Origin of the sequence: Gordonia sp. BP-119 (genome assembly GCF_016924115.1) — a bacterium.
GTDB classification, from domain to species: Bacteria; Actinomycetota; Actinomycetes; order Mycobacteriales; family Mycobacteriaceae; genus Gordonia; species Gordonia hongkongensis.
Genome location: NZ_JAFFZF010000065.1, coordinates 1 through 17,007, shown reverse-complemented (window position 1 = coordinate 17,007; position 17,007 = coordinate 1). Strand labels below are relative to the sequence as shown.

The window sequence follows — 17,007 nt, the reverse complement described above, 5'->3', positions numbered from 1 at the left end:
CGTCGGGGTTGTAGGGCTCGTCGGGGCTGATGATGGGGGCGTCGCTGCTGGGGGTACCGGACATGGTGGGTCCTCTTTCGAACTGGAGTCTGTGAGCGTGTCGGGAATCTGTTGCCACCAGGAATGAGGAATGTTCCCGCCCACGATCGCCGCGACCCCGAATCCGCGTCTATCTGGCGAGGAGGATTACATCACAGCTGTCGGGACCTGGTCGGGAACACCAGGGGTGGGCCGTAACATCTCACCTGGTGACCGGGCCGACGGCGACCTTCGTCGCCGACCACCTCACCAGAAACGGAGGTCAACACATGCAGGAGGACGAACCGTCGCCGGTTCTGGCGTCACTCGGCATCGACCCCGCCACCCTCGCCGCCGACCTCCCGCCGGGAGTGTGGGACAACGCGCTGCAGGCCGCCTTCGACCCGACCGCCGTCGCCAACCCCGACACCGTCCCCGACATGGACGACACCCCGCCGACCGACCCCGATGAGGACATCGACCTGGGCGACGACAACCCCGACAGCCCGCCCGACGAGGCGCCGGCTGATCCGCCGATCGCTCACGCCGCCCAAGACGCCGCCGAGGAGGGACAGCTCCCGCCCGCCGAGGAGGGCAGCGCAAGTGTCAACCTCGCCGACGCCGGTGTCGAGGACCCGCACCCCGGTGCCCACGACACGCACGACGACATCTGAGAATCGGGTTGGGGGAGTTGATGGACGAAGCACGTCTGCTGCTGCAAGCACGTAACGGCGACCAGCACGCCTTCGCCGAGCTCGTCGGCGCTCACCGCACGCACGTGTGGGCGGTGTGCCTCAACATCTGTTCCAACCCCCATGACGCCGAGGACGCCCTGCAGGACACCCTCGTCGCGGCGTGGCAGAACCTGCACAAGTTCCGCGGTGAGTCGAAGTTCAGCACCTGGTTGCACCGGGTGGCCGCGAACAACGCCCTGATGGTCGTGCGGCGCCGCAAAGCCAACACCACCATCACCGACTTCACCGATCCCGACCAGCCGATCCAACTCGTCGACGACACCCACCAGTCAGCGTTTGACGACCAGATCGTGCTGCGCGACGCGGTACGCGAAGCGCTGGCACAACTGCCCGAGGACTTTCGAGAAGCCGTGGTGCTGCGTGAATTCGGCGATCTCACCTACGCCGACATCGCCGCCCACCAAGGCGTTGGTGTTCAGACAGTCAAATCCCGACTCAACCGAGCCCGCACCCAACTCGCCGACCTCCTGCGCGACACCGCCGCAGCGACGGGACACTAGCGAGCTTCCCGCAGCGTCAGGCCATGACGATCGAGTGCGGGACAGATTTCTGTCTCGGTGGGTGTGGCTAGTGGATGCGGCGCTCCAGGAATAGGACGAGCTGCTGAAAGCCGAGCCAGAGGGAGATGCAGACGAAGAACAGGCCAGAGCTGATGTAGACGAAGAGGAATCTTTTGTTGTGGCTGACCTGCTCATTCAGGCTTCGGTATCCCGCGAAGTCGCCAGCCGGATAGTCGAGCTCTGAACTTCGAACGAGGGTCTCGGAGCCCCTGCTTCCGGGCTTGCAGAGATCGGCTGAGGTCATCGCTTGGAGATTGCAGGTTTCGGGGTTGGCCACCAGCGAGATCCCCCACCACAGGGCGAATATGCCCATGCACAGGCATATCGGGACGGCGAGAAGAAGACGAGCGCTCAGAAGATGGGAACCCCCACGACCCGGGGCGGTCCGTCCTGAGGAGTGCCTACCCAAGAATGTGTGCTCCTGTCATCGGGTTGGGCCCTTTCTCGTGTGCGTCTGCGCATTTCGACATGGGGCAGTAGTCCGCCCCAGCAGTCGTGGACGAGGGCGATCAGCGAGACTGACCCTTGTCGAGGAGGGCTGACGGTAGATCGGTCAGGCGTGGCGCGTTCGGGTTTCGGCGGAACCGCTCCGAGGTTCGGGGGTTGGTGGCGACCTGGTGCTGCTGCCGCTCGCGAATCTCGGTGGAGACCAATCCGATGCGCTGTTCGATGCCGTGGCGCTGTTTGTACTCGCGGGCGGTCAGGTCGTGGGTTTGCAGATGGGTGCGGGTCAGCGCACGGAACCGCTCACCACATTCATGGCACGCGATTGTCTCGCCGTCGTCGTCGAGGTGGCCCGACCAACCATGTCCTGACCGGCGAGGAGTCGGCGTGGTGGAGGAATCGACGCCTGAGGGGTCGAGTAGCACGCGCTCGCGTCGCCGCTGGATCGCGTGCGCGTAGCAGCGGTCTTGTTCCACCGCCCACCATTCGCATTCGGGCACAACACATTGACGCGCCTGGCCGTTGCGTTCTAACAGGTGAATCAGGGCGGTGGACAGATCGTCTCCGGCTCGGCCGGCGATGGTGTCGAGGGCGGCCGACAGCGCAGTAGCCACGATGTGCTGGACTCGGTCGGCGGTGAAGCGCCGCTGCCACTGGCCGCCCCAAATGGTGGCCGCCAACAGGTCGTCGTCGGTGACACCTGCGGTGCGGTAGACCCGGTCGAGGATGGCGCGCGCATCGCAGACCACCGTGCGCAGGCGGGCGCCGCAGGCAGCGATCGCCGCCACGATGGCGTCGCGATCGGGGCGGTCGGCAGCAGCGATGGCGATGTCGGCGAAGTAGCCGGCGAGGTCATCGACGAGCCGGCCACGGCTGTCTTGGCCGAGGTCGCGGATCGCCGCGGCCGGGGTGAACACAGGCAGGCCATCGACGATGTCGACGTCGTCCCACGACAACGCTGTCGAGCGGCCCAGATAGCGCGCGGTTGTGGTCGTACGTGGGCCGTTTCTGCGCTCCTTGGTGATCGCGAGCTGCGGCAGCCCCTCACCGGGCTGGCCGAGGCCATGGATGGCCACGGCGGTCGTGCCGGTGACCACACAGTCAGGACGGGGCGCCGCTAACCGTTGAGCAGGGGTCGAATCCCGCACGGCCGCTACCCAGGCCAGCTGCGCAGCGGCAAGGACGCCCTCACCGGGATGGTCGGCCTCGCGCATCACTCCGTTGGCGACCGGAACCACCAGGCCCGCGTCGCGCAGCTTCACGTGATCGCTGCGGGTCACGCCCTGCTGCTGGAGCTGGACGCTGGTGATCAGTCCCCACTGGGCCGTCCGCAGCGACGCGGTATCGGCCCATTTGCCAGCCAGCAGCGGGGGCAGGGGAGACGATGGGGCGTCCAGGCGGACACCGGTGGCCGCGATCGCGGCGACGATGGCGGCACGATCGGGGCGGCCGGCCGCGGCCCCGGCGACAGCAGTGAAGTAGTCGGCCAGGTCGTCGGCGAACCGAGCGCCACCGTGCGCGGCGAGATCGCGGATCGCCGCGGCTGGGGTGAAGACGGGCAGTCCGTCGAGGACCGCCACGTCATCCCACGATAGATCCGCTCGGCGAGGAACGATCGCGTAGGTGGCGGTCTGCCGGTGCTGGAAGCGCCCGGTGACTGCCAGCTGCGGCAGCGTCTCGACTGGGGGATCGGCGAGTCCATGCAGGGCCAGCGCGGTGTACGCGGTGACCACATAGTCTGGCCGCTCGGCCGAGAGCCGTTCCTCCGGAGCCGAACCCGGCGCTGCCGACACCCAGGCCAGCTGGGCTGCGGCCAGCAGGTCGTCCGCCGGCGGGCGGGATTCGCGCATCACACCTCTGGCCACCGACACCAGCAATCCGTTGCGCCGGAGCAAAAGCTGACTCGACCCGCTCACACCGAGGCGCTGCAATTGGGCGCTGGTGATCAGGCCCCACTGCTGGGCACGCAACGGTGCAGAATCAGCCCATCTCCGAGCCAACACCGACGATTGCGCAACCACCGGGAAAGGATAGGTCACGCCGAGCCGATGACAGATGTCAGCGCCAGCCGTGGACTCAGCAGAACTCGAGAGCAACCAGCTGCCACCGATAGGCGACACGGCCCAGAGTGGATCGGCTGTCCGGCCGCGCGGCGGCACGTATCCGACATGGTCTTCGCTCGACGCGGGCGGCGAATGGCCGCACCTGGCCGTCCGTGGTGACGGAACCGAAGATCTCGGCGCCGCAGGGGTCACACAGCTGTACATGCAGTCGATGCACCGATGGCCCGATCGAGGACTTCTGGGTCCTATTTGCCGTCGCGGCAACCGTCTTCGCGATGTGGAAGGCGTCGTGACGGACCAGCACCGCGATCTGGTCCGCGACCGTTGGAGCGACCGTCTCGCCAAGACGAGACGGTCCTCGATGGCGTCCGATCATTTCGCACACCAGCTGCATGACAGCAACCGAGAAACGGTGGGCCTCCCTCGCGGCTGACGACATCGCCAGTGACGCATTGCCCCTGTGCGCGAGCGGGTCTCGCACTCGGACGGTGCCGCTCGGGGCCGCTGCGCGCACGGACGTGTGCGCAGAGGCCGACCGCACTCGGGGGTGCGGCAGGAATATCCCTGTCGGTGACGCGCGAATCAATGGCTGCACGGTGATGAGTTGCAGCAAGGACCCCGCCCGGTTCCCAGCCGGTGTGTTCCGTCGTCGGCGACCCCGGCGGTATGTGACCGATCGGCGCCGCGGCGATCCGGTGCCTTCCCTTCGCGGTCTCGACCGGTACAGTCCCGCAGCAAGCAAGCAGATCGTGAGCCTCACGACCAGCCCAGGGGGAGACAGAGTTATGGCTAGCCGTCAGCGTTTCGTGGTGCCACTGCTGGTGGCATCGTGGGTCGGCCTCGTAGTAGCCGGATGTTCGGAATCCGATGCCTCCGAAGCCGCGGATACGCGGCCGGAGTTGTCCAAGATTGACATCCCCTACGCCGAACTCAGCGTCACCGTCAATGGCCAACCACTCCCGGGCATCGACCCGGCTGAGTTCATGTGCTACCGACAGAGCGATTCCATCAGCATCACCGGACAGGACCCCACCGACGGGCAGCCCGGGCTCATTGCCGATCTCCAGCCAGGCAATCCACCGAAACTCGTGAGGGTGTCGTTCGGACTCGATGGGGTCCTGTACACCGCCAAGCAGGGCAAAGGATCGGTCGAAGACGTCGACGAAGACGGTTCCCGAATTACGGTTCGCGGGACCGCGGAAAGCTGGGATCTTGCCGTACCTATCACTAAGCAATTCGAGTTCTCGGCAACCTGCAACTGACACCGCACAAGCCTTGGATCGCCGGGTCGCCCGCTGTCGTGGGCAGTGATCGACTCCGCGGGCATCACCCAGCTTCCCGGCGGTCAGTGATCAGCTCGACGTAACACCTGAGGAGCTCAGTTCCACCGACGCCGTGGGCCAGGCATGTCCGGCTGATCGGTCGGTCTGAGCGGAACATCACGGCAGCCCAGATGCATCAGACCCTCCGAACAGCCAGCCGATCCGCGGCGGCTCCGGACGGTAAGGATTCGCGATGCCAGGCTGCGTTCCCGCGCTACCCACGCAGGGAAAAGTCGACCGCCGATCGACAGGCCCGATGTGACAGCGCCGTCGAGGCGAGAGCGCGTCTACCAGCGCCTCGCCGCCGACCTCGCCCACGCCGCTTCTTCGCCACACTCGCGTGGACACCTCGGCGTAGCCGGCAGGCGGCGGATGTCCTGTCCCACGTGCGTTCTCGTGGACTGGTTGCGCCATATCGAGGAACGATCCGGGTTCACCGACAGCAGCGAGGTCGATCAACTCCGGATCGATCTCTGCCGGTCGTTGGCCAGCACCGGCACCCGCGATTGCGGCGCCGCTGAGGTTCTCATCGACCAGTTCTACCTTCAGCCACCAGCGAGCGCTGAGGCCTTGACCGAAGCGGCGCAAGCGCTGCGGGAGTTGGCATCCCGCGACCATCGCGACGACCTATCGAGACTCGCAGCAGACCGCGGATTGGGTGCCTGTCGATCGGGGATCCTCGAGTGCCTGACCGAGCATGGCCAGCGAGAGGATGTGCATCTCGTTGCTGACCAGATCGGGGACCCGAGCGTGCGGGCCACAGCGATAGCCTGCCTCCGACGGTTCCGTCCGACCCCAGTCCATCTCATCGACACGGTCGAGGCCTACTTCTACGACCCCGACAGCGCTGTCCGCGAGCAAGCATCCCGGACCGTGGCAGTCCTCTACGCCGCGATGTTCGCGGCGAACAGCGGCGCAATCTGAGTCCCCGGGGCACCGTCGCGAGGCCCCTGTCCAACGGCCCGACACGCCGGCCCGCCACGCCCTCTCAGTAGGTCGTGACGATCCAGGTGCGGGGGCGAAGATCTGCGGCGGCGATCCCACCGCTGCATCAGCGGCGAGGGTTGTCAGGCGCAGACGTCACGGGTCAGTCCTGGTCGAAATAGGTCTCCATCGCCTCGATCATCCGATCCTCGTAGGCCTCCTGGTTGATGAAACGCGCCTCGAAACCCTCTTCGGTGTAGCTGCCCTGGGCGGCCTGCTCCCCGAGAGAGATGATGCGTGCGGTGCGCTCGTCGTCGTCGAGGAGGGATTCGAGCTTCTCGCGCAGACGTTGAAGAGCGTCTTCTTCGGAATCTGCTGTCACAGACCAGTTTTCTCCGCCATACCGGCCCGTCCAGACACCGTTGTCGTCCTCGGTGAGGATGGCACGTTGGGTCACGTGCAACCGTGGTCGCGCATCCACCGATTCACCTCCCGCGGTGGGAACGGCGGGGGTGCATACGGTTCCGGACTTCCCTTCCGGTCACACCCCCGCCTACCCGTACAAACTACACGACCATCGAACACCCATTCGACCCGTGGGGTTAAACTGTGAGCATGTTCGATCGCTGGCCCGACACCCGAACACTACGCGTGGTCGACCCGCCCAGGCCCGTGCTGATCGACATGGCGATCGCTGACCCGTCCTGCGGACGGTCGTATGCCGCCGGTGGGGGAGTGTCGCTGCGGGTGCGTGCCTCCGGTGCCCGTATCGAACCGACCATGCCCGCGCTCCTCATGGCGTGGTTGCAGGTCTCTTCTCTGCACTAAGTCAAGGCTGGTGGTCGTATGGGACGACCGACGAGCATCGACATGGGTTTCGAAAAGTTGGTTCGGTCCATCCTAGAGGACGTGCGAGATGGTGTGAGCGTGACGACCTACCGGGACTACCTGTGGATCACGGACGATGAGTTTGCTGGCCGGGGCGTTCGATACGTGGAAATATGGAGACCACCCGTCCGCGCCTACGTCACAGCTGAGGCGGCTATGCACTGGACCGAGCGGCTCTAGGTTCGATCAGATCGATCTTGCGTCTGGCGCGTCCACGATGTCGATCTTCTGTGTTAGCAGCCCATCGAGCAGCGACGCCTTGACAGCGCGGAGCCGTTTGGCCTCAGACCGGAGGCTCGCCACCGCTGCTGTGAGTGGCTCCAGCTCCTCGACAATGGCTTGCTGGCTTTCGAGGCTGGGCAGCCGCATACGCATGGCCTTGGCCCGGGTGGACCCGATGTGAAGGATGTTGACGCCCGGTGGGCAAGCGTCGCGGAAGGCACCCGACTCATATGCCCATAGACACCAGTGCCGGACGAACTGGGGCGTGGTGACGCCGTTTCTAGCCCTGTACCGCAATAGCGTGTTTTGGAAGCACACAGGGCCGTCGAGCTCGCCGTTCCAAGCGGCGGGCATGCCGACGGCGCCCGCGCCGGCGCTGCCTTCTGACACTAGGACATCGCCGATCTCGAGCTTGAGCCGGTCGCGCTCCTTGTCGTTGAAGTCCATCTCCATGACGTCGTCGAGTCGCAGTTCGTCGTGCCCGACGTTCGCTGAGCGCAGATACTTGGTCATAGACGGTCCGGTGGCGCGCTCGGGTGATCGCTGGCGGCCGAGTCGTATGTCAAATGCGTTCTCGGCCTTGGCCTCCGGCTGGTCGGGGTCGTTTGTGAGTGCCTCGCGCCGGATGAGCAGCAGACTAGCGATGGCGGCGGCCTCTCTTTCAGTTGCCACCAGCGCAGCGTCGACGGCGGCGACGATCTCGACGACTTTCCTCTGGGTGTCAAGCGGTGGCAGAACGGCGGGTAGGTCCAGGAAATCCGGCACTTTGAGTCTGTTGCGGCTGATCGCGGTGGCACCGTCCGATCTCTCCAGTGCCCTCTGGGCGAAGATCGGTGAACTGCAGTAGAGCGCGAGATACTCTGCGGTGGCCAGCTCGGGATCGACGTCGAACTGGGGGAACTCGTCGGAAGCAATAACGTCGGCGAACTCATCAGTGACGACGGCGAAAGACTGCTTCCAGGCGAACAGGCGACTGTAGATGAGGGCGCCGGGCTTTAGTGCGTAGTAGGACTCGCCCTTGATGTCCGACCGCCTGGCGGGCTTGGCGAACAGGCCCATCCCGTACCAGCGGATGCCGACAGTCGCAACCTCGTCGGCGGGTTCGTGCACGGCCAGCATCGGCTCGTGGAGCGTGACGACTTCACGTAGGGCCCTGCTGGTCCAGTCTTCCTTAGGCATCAAACCCTCCGATACCGGCGCGGGTGAGCACCTCGGACATCTTGGCCACCGCTTCCTCGCGCAACGCGCGGGCCTCCTGATAGTCGGCGACGGCCGTCTCCCAGTCGTGCTCCTCGGTCTTGGGCCAGGGGTTTTGACGCACGCCACGGCAGTTGAGCTTCCCCTTATCGTCGTAGATAGGCGAGCGCCAGGAGCGTGCTGTTACATCTTCGGCTCGGTCTCGGATCGCTCTCTCAGCTGCTTCTGCGATGGCCGGCCATCGCCCGGTGTCGCGACGCCCAGCCCCGGAGCGGACCTGGTGGCCGTCATCCTCCATGTCCAGGAACGTGACTAGCGAGCTCGGGTCGTGACCGTTGTTGTCCTTCGTGAACCCGAAGATAGACGTCTTGACCCCGCGCTGCTGCTCGAAGAACAGCTGCTGAGGCATGTCGATAACGAAGTCCAAGCTGGCGCGCTCCAGGATCTCGGCAGCCGCCTTGTGATCCTTGGAAAGGGTGTTGACGGGCATGATTATGACGAGGCGGCCGCCCTCTTCCAGGTATTCGATCGCCGACATCGTGAAGTTGATGGGATTGTCCTGCTCATAGGGAGGATTGATGATGCACTTAGACGGTCCCAGGCTGGCAATGTAGTCACGGAAGTCCTCGTCGGCTTCAGCGATGTCGAAGGACTTGCCGCGGGTGACCAACGAGTCACGGAAGATAAGGTTCGACCGCCCGTCTCCGTGTAGAAACATGTTGCTGCACGCCAACGCGAACAGCACAGGGTCGAGTTCGATGCCGACGAGCTGCTGGTTGTGGATCTTCTCGATCCGCCCCCTTGCCCCCTTGGCCTTGGCCACCAACTGCTCCATTGCCTCCATGAGGAAGCCGCCCGAGCCCATGCAAGTATCGAGCACGACATCGTCGCGGCTCAGCTCAGCGAGGTCGACCATGAACTTTTTGATGTGGTCGGGCGTCAGGATGATGTTCTTGTTGTCCATCTTGCCGGCGCGCGAAAGGAAGATTTTGTAGGCGCGTCCGAGAACGTCGTGCTTGGTCAAGTCCTTGGACGGCTGGTGCACGTGCTCATCGATGTCTGTGATGATCGCCTTGTACTCCGTGAGCGGGATGTCGATGGTCTTGACGAAGGCGAAGCGGTCCTCCCAGTCGATCATCTTGGACTCGGAGTTCACCTTCTTCTGAAGCTGTCGCGTGACCGCCTCGACAATCTCGTCGTTGAGGTAGCGGGCTTTAACCATACGAGGGTCCTCAGGCGGTACCTGCGATCTGTAGACGCCGCGGAACTTCGAGTCGTCGAGTGCAATCATCAACGCGGAAAAGAACAGCGACCTGTCGGTGTCGCGCACCCGCGAGTCCTTGTGGAATCGCTCGTTGAGGTTCACCAAGAACCGGCGCAGTTCGGCGTCGGACAGCGGATCGCCGTGGGCGAGGACGTTGTAGTGCCGAGAGAGCGTCTTAAGGTCGATCAGGCCGTGGAGCCCATCGATCTCCTCAATGAGGTCGGTGTCGCCCTTACGGAAGAAATAGGTCACCTTGAGGGACCGCTTCGTCTGACCGGAGACCGCGATTCCGATGATGTCGGCGCGTGGGACCGCGTTGTTGGCCATGTAGCTGCGAATGTCCGCCTCGGCGGCCGCATGATTGGTCTTCAGCCCAGGAGCTCCGGACTTGGCCTCGACGACGATGAGCCAGCCGCCGGCCATCTCTTTGAAGAAGTCGGGGTGGCCTGCGACATCGGTAGAGTCGGCACGTTTGGACTGGAAGCCGAAATCTTTGGGGATGTCGTGCTTTTCGACGAACGTGTCAGTTCCGTGAAAGGCTCGGAACAGGTTCTCGGTTTTACTCTCGGCCACTCGTCGATCGTAGGGCGCTCCGCGTTGGGGGTGATGCACTGGGCCGACGCCACAAACTTGGTTCGCAAGCGTGATCGAGGGCGCTTCAACGAGCTCTTGACGTTTCCGCTCAGCATCCACGCGTGACGTCGCGGTCTCGGGGTTGCCGACCGTCGGGAGGTACCACAGCTACCTAGTCGCGCCGGGATGGTCTGCTCACGGCTGGAAGCCCTAGGTCGGTGTGTCGCTTGAGTCGGCGTTGTACCTCGGTCCTCTTGCCGCGCAGGAACGACAGGGTGAGGTCGATCCCTTCGATTTCGCCGAGCCAGTTCTCGGTGCGGGCCAGGTCGCGGCGCGTGATGAGATCGCGCTCGATGTCGTCGAGGCGTGGGAGCATCTTGGGGTCGACGTGGAGCATCGGGCACCGGATGCAAGCGTGTTCGTGACTGCAGGGCGTGGCGTAGGGACGGCCGCAGCCGCCGAGTTCGACTTTGCGTTTGTCGAAGTGCGCCTCGAACTCGGCCCACTCGGCGGCGGTGACGGGTGTGTATTCCTCTGGTGGGCGGAGTGCGCGCCGGCGTTGTAGGTGGGCTTGGTAGTGGCGGGTGACGTCTTCGTTGAACACAGCGACGTAGCCGCGGGTGGTTTCGAGGTCGAGGTGGCCGAGGAGGGCGGCGCCGATGTGGATGGGTAGGCCGTTGTTCACTAGTTCGGTTGCGAACAGTCGGCGGAAGTCGTGGGGTCGGAAGTGGATTCCCTCGAAGCGGGGGTCGGTGGTGGCGATGTCGGCGCAGACGTTGCGCAGGTGTGTGCCGATCGCGCCGGTGGTCATCACTTCGATGCGTTGGCCTATGCGGCGTTGGAACAGGAACGGCTGCGGGTCGCTGGTGATGCGTTCGTAGTCATCGTACCGGGTGGCCAGCGGCACCGCGGCTCGACCAGCGGTGATGCGGCGGATGATGCAGGCGATGACGTGGAACAGTTCCGCGGACATGGGGATCACTCGTTCGCGGTCAGTCTTGGACGGTGCCACTACCAGCAGTGCGATGACTTCACCGTTGGGTCGTCGGTACTGGCGCACGCTCAGCTGGGACAGTTCGGTCAATTCTTCGATGCGTAGTCCGCTGTGCCGCAGGGTTTCTACGATGGCCCACCCCCAGAACGCGGCGTCTTCCTGTCGAGTGACATCGATGCCTTTGTCGGCCTGGTGGTCGTGCACCCGGACTCGTGGCGCGGCGCCTTGGGCGGCTAGGCGGCGGTCTTCACGGGAATAGATGCGAGTGTAGGTCCGGTCGCCGACGGTGAACTGTTGCTGGTCCTCGACAGCGGTGGCGGTGTCGAGGAGGGTGCGCCACGTCTCGTACCGGGTTGCGACGGCGTCGATGAGTGCCGGTAGCAGCGGTTGCAGGGTGCGGATGGTGGCGTGGGTTCGTTCGCGGACGCGGTGTCTGTGGTTCATCAGCATGCGGATGTCGCTGCGTGGGACGGGGCAGGGCGCGGCCCACCGCGCCCACCTTTCGGGTTCGTGAGTGGCCCACAGGTTGATGTCGAAGTACATGGTCCGCACCGCGCCGAGGACAGTTGCCTGGTCGGTGCGCGGGCTGCCGTCATCGCAGACCATGATGTGTTCTCGCCACCGGGCATAGAGCTCTTGGGAGATGCGAAGGTCGGTTTGTCCGGGGTTGAGCTGTTCGATCGCCAGCCAGAACAGCTTCGTGATGAGGTGTGCCTGTCGTGCCAGCGAGGCGTAGTCGATCTCGGCGCCGCGGCGATCGAGGTAGTCGATGAGGAGATGCCGTACCGGCTGGCTGGCGACCGGATACTGGTCAACCATCTGTGTGGTTGTCAGCTGCGGTGCCCGGAGGGCGCCCCGCAGCGTGGGTGGTGCTGAGGCTCGGAAGTGCCCGCATCCGTGCAGGACCTGCCAGGCCAGGTGTCCGACGTACTTGCCGAGGTGTTCACCGTTGCGATCGGTCAGTGCGCGTGTGCGGACTGCGTAGTCCATGAATGCTTCGGGTGTGAGATCGGCGATCGGGATGCCTTGGTAGGTCAGCGCGGTGCACACGTCGAAGATCGCCCACCGTTTGAACTTGTCGCCGGCATCGGTCTCGTTGACGGCGGTGATAAAGCGCTGCAGCTCGGGATCGCCTTCGGCTTGGGCGAACTCGTGGGAGTAACGCATCAGTTTGTTGACCCGAAAGGCTTGCAACGTCGGGCGGATCACGCGCAGCGCGAACAGCGCTTCAAGGCCCTGCGCGAACTCGGCGCGGGCAGTCGTTGCGCCTGTGGGGGAGGCATCGCCGGCGGGCAACAGTCGAGTGTTGAGTTCGCATGCGTCCCAGCGTTGTTGCCACGTTTCGCCGGGATGGCTGCGCAGGTAGTCACCGATCTTGTCCAGCCCGCGGTTACGGCTGCGCCGCCGATGGACTGGCTCGGGCCACACGCTGGTAGCGAGGGCAACAATCGTCGACATGGGGGCCGCTGACAGGTCGCCGTAGCGGTGCACTGCCCGCGGCGCGGCGGCTTGCGCGATGATCGTGGGTCTGGTGTACCGGGTGGGTGGCGCTGCGTGGTCGGGCTGGCGGGGTATCCGGGCACGTTCGCTGGCTCTATTCACCGAACACCGTCGCGATGTCGTCGGCGTCGTACCCGGGGCTGTAGGTGGGTTCGGGGTGGGAACGGGTGAAGTGTTCCTGGAGTTTGTCGTGTAGTTCTTCAATGCGTGGTTGTAGGTATTGCTCGGTCGCTGACAGGTGCCGGTGGCGCAGGATGGTCTGTACCTCAGGAAGCGTCAGACTGGGGTCGTTGACCATTCGTGTGGCAGCGGTGTGCCGTAGGTCGTGCAGAGTCCAGTTCGTGCCGAGTACGGCGTTGGCGCGCTGCATGATTCGCCGCATCGCCCAGTACGTCAGCGGCCGGGGATCACCACGAAGGGTCCGCCACACCGGTTCGGCGGGTCCTGGTGTTCCGCACTGTCGGAGATACCGGGCCAGGTAGGTGAACGCCTCGGGGGAGCCCGGTACTGCGGCCAGTTCGCGGCTGCCCTTGGACACCACCCATAGCTTCTTGTTCGCCCAGTCCACGTCTGCTCCAGTGACGCCCAACAGTTCGCTGGCCCTGGCGCCCGAGGAGACGTAGAAGGCCAGCAGCGCACGGTCACGGTCGTGAGACATCGTCGTGAACAGCTCGTCCCACAGGCCATCTGGGATCGATCGAGGAACGCGACGTGGGCACCGTTGGCGCAGCGGTCCTCGCCGCTGCGGCGCATCAGGTTCGAGTGGACTGTGGTGGCGGGTCATCCGGCGTCGCGCGGCAGACGCAGGAACCGGGTTAAGTAGCGGACCGCGTCCGTATAGGAGGTGGAACTCGTAGAACCCGGAGACAACGGTCAGTGCATGGTTGATTGTCGACGGCGCATATCCTCGGGCCAGCAGCGGCTTTCCGGTGCGCAGGTTCACAGTTCCGGGTTGCGGCGCCGATTGGTCGCTGCGTCGGCGTTGCGGATTCGGTGTGATCCGCAGCCAACCCACCAGAAGTTCGACGTCGGAGGTGGTGGCGCGATCCCAGTCGACGTTGACCACCGCCAGAATCCTCCACCAGCGAAGCAGGTCGTGGGCATACGATCGCACCGTCAAGGGGCTCATATCGGACAGCGTCAGACTCGTTAGGTAGTCCACGATCGGTGCGATCTCCTCTCCGTTGATCGTCACCACGTACGGCGGAATCCTAGGAGGTAGACGCCGGCTTACCTCGCCGACTGCGGGCACGTCGACCTCCCCTTCGAGCACCCTGCGTCTCAGATCGTCCATCAACTGCCTCCGCCACGGGCTTGGTACACGTTTGGTGCAGTTAACAGGACAAATGGTCTGTGGCGCGGTATTTGTCAGATGCCGGTCGAAAGCGCCAACCACGTGTCGTCGGCCGTCATCACGATGTGGGTGCCGCCCGAGGCGCTGCAACCGCGAGAGGACGCCGCCGAGCGATGACCGAGAACAACGATGCCGGGGCCGGGCCCACGAATCGCGTCGCACCCACACGCGGCCGCGTCGCAGTGGGGGAGTTGACGTTGATCGTGCGGCCGCCCGGTAGGCCGGCCGGTGTTCGGGTCTACACCGACGACGAAGCCACCGAGGCCCAGGCGTACGCCGATGAGGTCGGCGGACCGGTCGAACGACTCGGAGAAGCCACGAGTTGACTCCGCTGGCGCTGCGCTGCCGCCCTCCCCGGCGGGTCAGTTGCCACAGGGCCATCGTGGTTGCGTTGTGCGGGTGGGTGAGTCGATGCCCGAGTAGTCAGGGCTGGGTGTCGTGTTCGGGCCAGATCACCTCGTCCGGGGTTTTGTCGGTGCGCAAGCCTTTCCACGAGGGATGTCGCAGCCGGCGGGTGAGTTCGCGGTACTCGATGGTGCCGATCAACACCGGTCGCACCCACCGCACGTTTCTGATCCTGGTGGGGGAGTGCTCGGTGGTGAACGGGTGCTCGGGGCGCGCTATCGCCGCGAGTTGTTCGGCGATCTCGCGGCGGTGCCGTTGGGTGAACCCGGTACCGACCTCGCCGAGGTAGACCAATTCGCCCGAGGGCCGGTAGCCGCCGACCAGCAGCGACCGCACCATGGTCGGGCCGCCGGTCCACCCGCACACGATCACTTCGGCGCTGAGCCGCAACGGGACCTTGACCCATGCCGGGGATCGCTGCCCCCGCACGTATCTCGACGTTGCTCGCTTGGCGACCACGCCCTCCAGGCCGAACGTCGTCGCGAGCTCGAGCATCGGTTCGGCGGAGCTGTCAGGCCAGTACGGGGTGACCTGCACCGCGCCGGTGCTGGTGAGCGAGGTGTCGAGCAGTTCGCGGCGCGCGAGGTAGGGCAGCGGTGCGACGTCGGAGCCGTCGAGCTCCAGGACGTCGAACAGGTAGAACGCCGCCGGAACGTCGGTGAGGAGCCGCCGGCCCGGCCGCGGGGTGTGCATGCGTCGTTGCAGAAGCGAGAACGACGGCCGTCCGGCGGCGTCGAGAGCCACGATCTCGCCGTCGACCACGACGTCGCGGCCGCCACTGGCGTTCACCAGGGCGGCCGTGATCTCCGGGTAGGTCGAGGTGATCGGGCTGAGGTTGCGGCTCAGCAGCAACACCTCACCGCTGGCGACTCGGGCGACACAGCGCTGGCCACTGGAGTGCAGGCGGGTTCTGAGTCGCACCGCGGGGGACCATGCTCAGGTTGTTCCTGGTCTCGGGCGCCTTCGGTGGTGCCGTGCGAGCACCGGGAATATGGCGATTACTGCGAGATTCTGACAGTTATGAACATATAGTGCGAACTTATGGCAGATTTCCAAACCCGCCGAGCGGCTGCGGTTGCAGCCGAGGCGCCAGGATCTGTCGTACCCAGTGGGTTGGCGGACATCGAGGTGATCCAAGCTGCGCGTTCCGACGCGGCTGATCTTGTCGATGAGTCGGCGTTCTTCGTGGAGACAATTGCGGAGTACGGCTGGGCGCGCGACGTCTCAGGACTGGCGCCCTCGACATTGCAGTCCTTGGTCAGGCCGGTCTTGGAGGTTTGCGACCATTATGGCTGTGTGCCTTGGCGTTTGACGTCTAGGCAGTTCGATCAGTACTTCTCTGGGCCGGGTAAACGCCACCACTCGACGATGCGGAAGAAGGCTAGTCAGGTCGACACGTACTACGCCTTCCTCGAACAACGATATGGCGGCGAGATCGCACGCAGATTCGGCGTGACGGTGCGCTCGCCGGTCGACCCGTTCAACCGCCCCCGGCACCGCGGCGACTTCGCGCTACGCATCCCTCCCTCCCAGCGGGCGATGACTGAGTTCTTCGCAGCGTGGCGAGCTGATCTGGTCGAGTCCCGCAAGTACCCGGTCGCGGTGCGCGACTACGTCATGGCCAAGATTGCGTACTTATCGGGGGTCCGAGCGAAGGAGCTGTGCGCGGTCAAGATCGGTGACGTGCACTGGGAGCGAGGGCACTGGGGCCGGTTTATCGTGACCGGCAAAGGTGCGCGCGGTTCGGGCCCGCGGCAGCGTGAGGCATTCCTCTTCGCGGAGGGACGAGAGCTGCTCTGGTGGTACATCGAGAACATACGCGGCCAGTTCTGCGACGACGCCTCCAACGACGCGGCCCCGCTGTGGCCTTCGGAACGGCTGCCGACCGCGGTCGCGGCGTTGAACGTGGCCACAGCATCGCCAATCCGTCCCGAGACTTTCCGCAAGGCACTCAAACGCGCATCGAGAGTGTATCTCCCCGGCCCCGTTGATGAGCTGTTTCCTCACCTCCTGCGCCACGCCTGCGCGACGCACAACTACCAGAACGGTATGCCGCTATGGGATGTGCAGCGGCTGCTCGGGCACCAATGGCCGAGCACCACGGTGGGTTATCTGGCATCTACGAGTGCCGATCCGGAGCACGCTGTGTTGACCTCCACGCAGCGAGCGGTTCGACGTCTGGGAATCGAGGGTTAGATGAAGTGGAATCTGAGAATGGTTGCCGCGCAACGGGACATTTGGAGGCCGACGCAACTACTGAAGGCGTTCGAAGACGTGGGCTTTGAGCCATCACTGAGCAAAGTCGTGGCACTGTGGTCCAAGTCGCCGGTCACGATCCGTCTCGACGATCTTGACAAGATCTGCGCCGCACTCGACTGCACCGTCGATGAGCTCATGGGGGGTGTCAGATGGTCTGTGTAAGTCCAGTGCTCATCAGTGAGAGGACAATCTATGAGCATGGCGTTAGACGATAAGCAGCACGACGACGGTCAGCAGCTGCCTGAGTTGGCTGAGCCGCGTTCGA

General features: G+C 64.7%; 16 protein-coding genes. 8 read left to right on the top strand and 8 right to left on the bottom strand.

Going from position 1 to position 17,007, the window contains the following annotated elements; all coding sequences use genetic code 11:
• The first annotated feature begins 248 nt into the window (after positions 1 to 248).
• Positions 249 to 692, top strand: a complete 444-nt coding sequence (locus JW364_RS22915; protein WP_205334428.1) for a hypothetical protein — start codon at positions 249 to 251, stop codon at positions 690 to 692.
• A 20-nt stretch (positions 693 to 712) separates the two neighbouring features.
• Positions 713 to 1,273: an RNA polymerase sigma factor gene (locus JW364_RS22910; protein WP_205334427.1), complete on the top strand. Its 561-nt coding sequence runs from the start codon at positions 713 to 715 to the stop codon at positions 1,271 to 1,273.
• 67 nt (positions 1,274 to 1,340) lie between these two features.
• Here JW364_RS22910 and JW364_RS22905 read toward each other — a convergent pair whose 3' ends face one another.
• On the bottom strand, positions 1,341 to 1,646 hold the full coding sequence (locus JW364_RS22905) for a hypothetical protein (RefSeq protein WP_205334426.1): 306 nt from the start codon (positions 1,644 to 1,646) through the stop codon (positions 1,341 to 1,343).
• A gap of 196 nt (positions 1,647 to 1,842) precedes the next feature.
• A complete protein-coding gene (locus JW364_RS22900; protein ID WP_205334425.1) occupies positions 1,843 to 3,747 on the bottom strand; it encodes a MucR family transcriptional regulator in 1,905 nt (634 codons plus the stop codon).
• A 902-nt stretch (positions 3,748 to 4,649) separates the two neighbouring features.
• Here JW364_RS22900 and JW364_RS22895 point away from each other — a divergent pair.
• Both JW364_RS22895 and JW364_RS22890 read left to right on the top strand, forming a co-directional pair.
• Positions 4,650 to 5,102, top strand: coding sequence for a lipoprotein LpqH (locus tag JW364_RS22895; protein ID WP_205334424.1), 453 nt, complete (start codon positions 4,650 to 4,652; stop codon positions 5,100 to 5,102).
• Between the two features lie 432 nt (positions 5,103 to 5,534).
• Positions 5,535 to 6,086 (top strand): hypothetical protein, encoded by a 552-nt coding sequence (locus JW364_RS22890; protein ID WP_205334423.1) that lies wholly within the window; start codon positions 5,535 to 5,537, stop codon positions 6,084 to 6,086.
• A 163-nt stretch (positions 6,087 to 6,249) separates the two neighbouring features.
• Here the strand turns inward: JW364_RS22890 and JW364_RS22885 are convergent, their stop codons facing one another.
• Entirely contained in the window at positions 6,250 to 6,468 is a 219-nt protein-coding gene (locus JW364_RS22885; protein ID WP_240199503.1) for a hypothetical protein, read from the bottom strand.
• Between the two features lie 233 nt (positions 6,469 to 6,701).
• On the opposite strand from JW364_RS22885, the gene JW364_RS22880 reads away from it, so the two are divergent.
• Complete coding sequence (locus JW364_RS22880) at positions 6,702 to 6,914, top strand: hypothetical protein (protein ID WP_240199502.1); 213 nt, start codon at positions 6,702 to 6,704, stop codon at positions 6,912 to 6,914.
• 246 nt (positions 6,915 to 7,160) lie between these two features.
• On the opposite strand, the gene JW364_RS22875 is transcribed toward JW364_RS22880, so the two are convergent.
• The 4 genes from JW364_RS22875 to JW364_RS22860 all read right to left on the bottom strand — a co-directional run bounded on the left by JW364_RS22875 (position 7,161) and on the right by JW364_RS22860 (position 14,018).
• On the bottom strand, positions 7,161 to 8,375 hold the full coding sequence (locus JW364_RS22875; RefSeq protein ID WP_205334421.1) for a hypothetical protein: 1,215 nt from the start codon (positions 8,373 to 8,375) through the stop codon (positions 7,161 to 7,163).
• A complete protein-coding gene (locus tag JW364_RS24595) occupies positions 8,368 to 10,230 on the bottom strand; it encodes a class I SAM-dependent DNA methyltransferase (RefSeq protein WP_205334420.1) in 1,863 nt (620 codons plus the stop codon). The genes JW364_RS22875 and JW364_RS24595 overlap by 8 nt, the downstream gene beginning before the upstream one ends.
• A gap of 172 nt (positions 10,231 to 10,402) precedes the next feature.
• Entirely contained in the window at positions 10,403 to 12,826 is a 2,424-nt protein-coding gene (locus JW364_RS24590) for a site-specific integrase (protein ID WP_205334419.1), read from the bottom strand.
• Positions 12,819 to 14,018 carry a tyrosine-type recombinase/integrase gene (locus JW364_RS22860; RefSeq protein ID WP_275892339.1) on the bottom strand — a complete coding sequence of 400 codons (1,200 nt, stop codon included), beginning with the start codon at positions 14,016 to 14,018 and terminating at the stop codon, positions 12,819 to 12,821. Before JW364_RS22860 ends, JW364_RS24590 begins: the two co-directional genes overlap by 8 nt.
• Positions 14,019 to 14,191: 173 nt before the next feature.
• On the opposite strand from JW364_RS22860, the gene JW364_RS22855 reads away from it, so the two are divergent.
• The gene (locus JW364_RS22855) at positions 14,192 to 14,404 is read left to right on the top strand and encodes a hypothetical protein (RefSeq protein ID WP_205334417.1); all 213 of its coding nucleotides are present in this window, start codon (positions 14,192 to 14,194) and stop codon (positions 14,402 to 14,404) included.
• Between the two features lie 97 nt (positions 14,405 to 14,501).
• Here JW364_RS22855 and JW364_RS22850 read toward each other — a convergent pair whose 3' ends face one another.
• The gene (locus JW364_RS22850) at positions 14,502 to 15,404 is read right to left on the bottom strand and encodes an ATP-dependent DNA ligase (protein WP_205334416.1); all 903 of its coding nucleotides are present in this window, start codon (positions 15,402 to 15,404) and stop codon (positions 14,502 to 14,504) included.
• A gap of 120 nt (positions 15,405 to 15,524) precedes the next feature.
• On the opposite strand from JW364_RS22850, the gene JW364_RS22845 reads away from it, so the two are divergent.
• Positions 15,525 to 16,679, top strand: a complete 1,155-nt coding sequence (locus JW364_RS22845; RefSeq protein ID WP_205334415.1) for a site-specific integrase — start codon at positions 15,525 to 15,527, stop codon at positions 16,677 to 16,679.
• Complete coding sequence (locus JW364_RS22840) at positions 16,680 to 16,904, top strand: helix-turn-helix transcriptional regulator (protein WP_205334414.1); 225 nt, start codon at positions 16,680 to 16,682, stop codon at positions 16,902 to 16,904.
• Positions 16,905 to 17,007 lie beyond the last annotated feature (103 nt).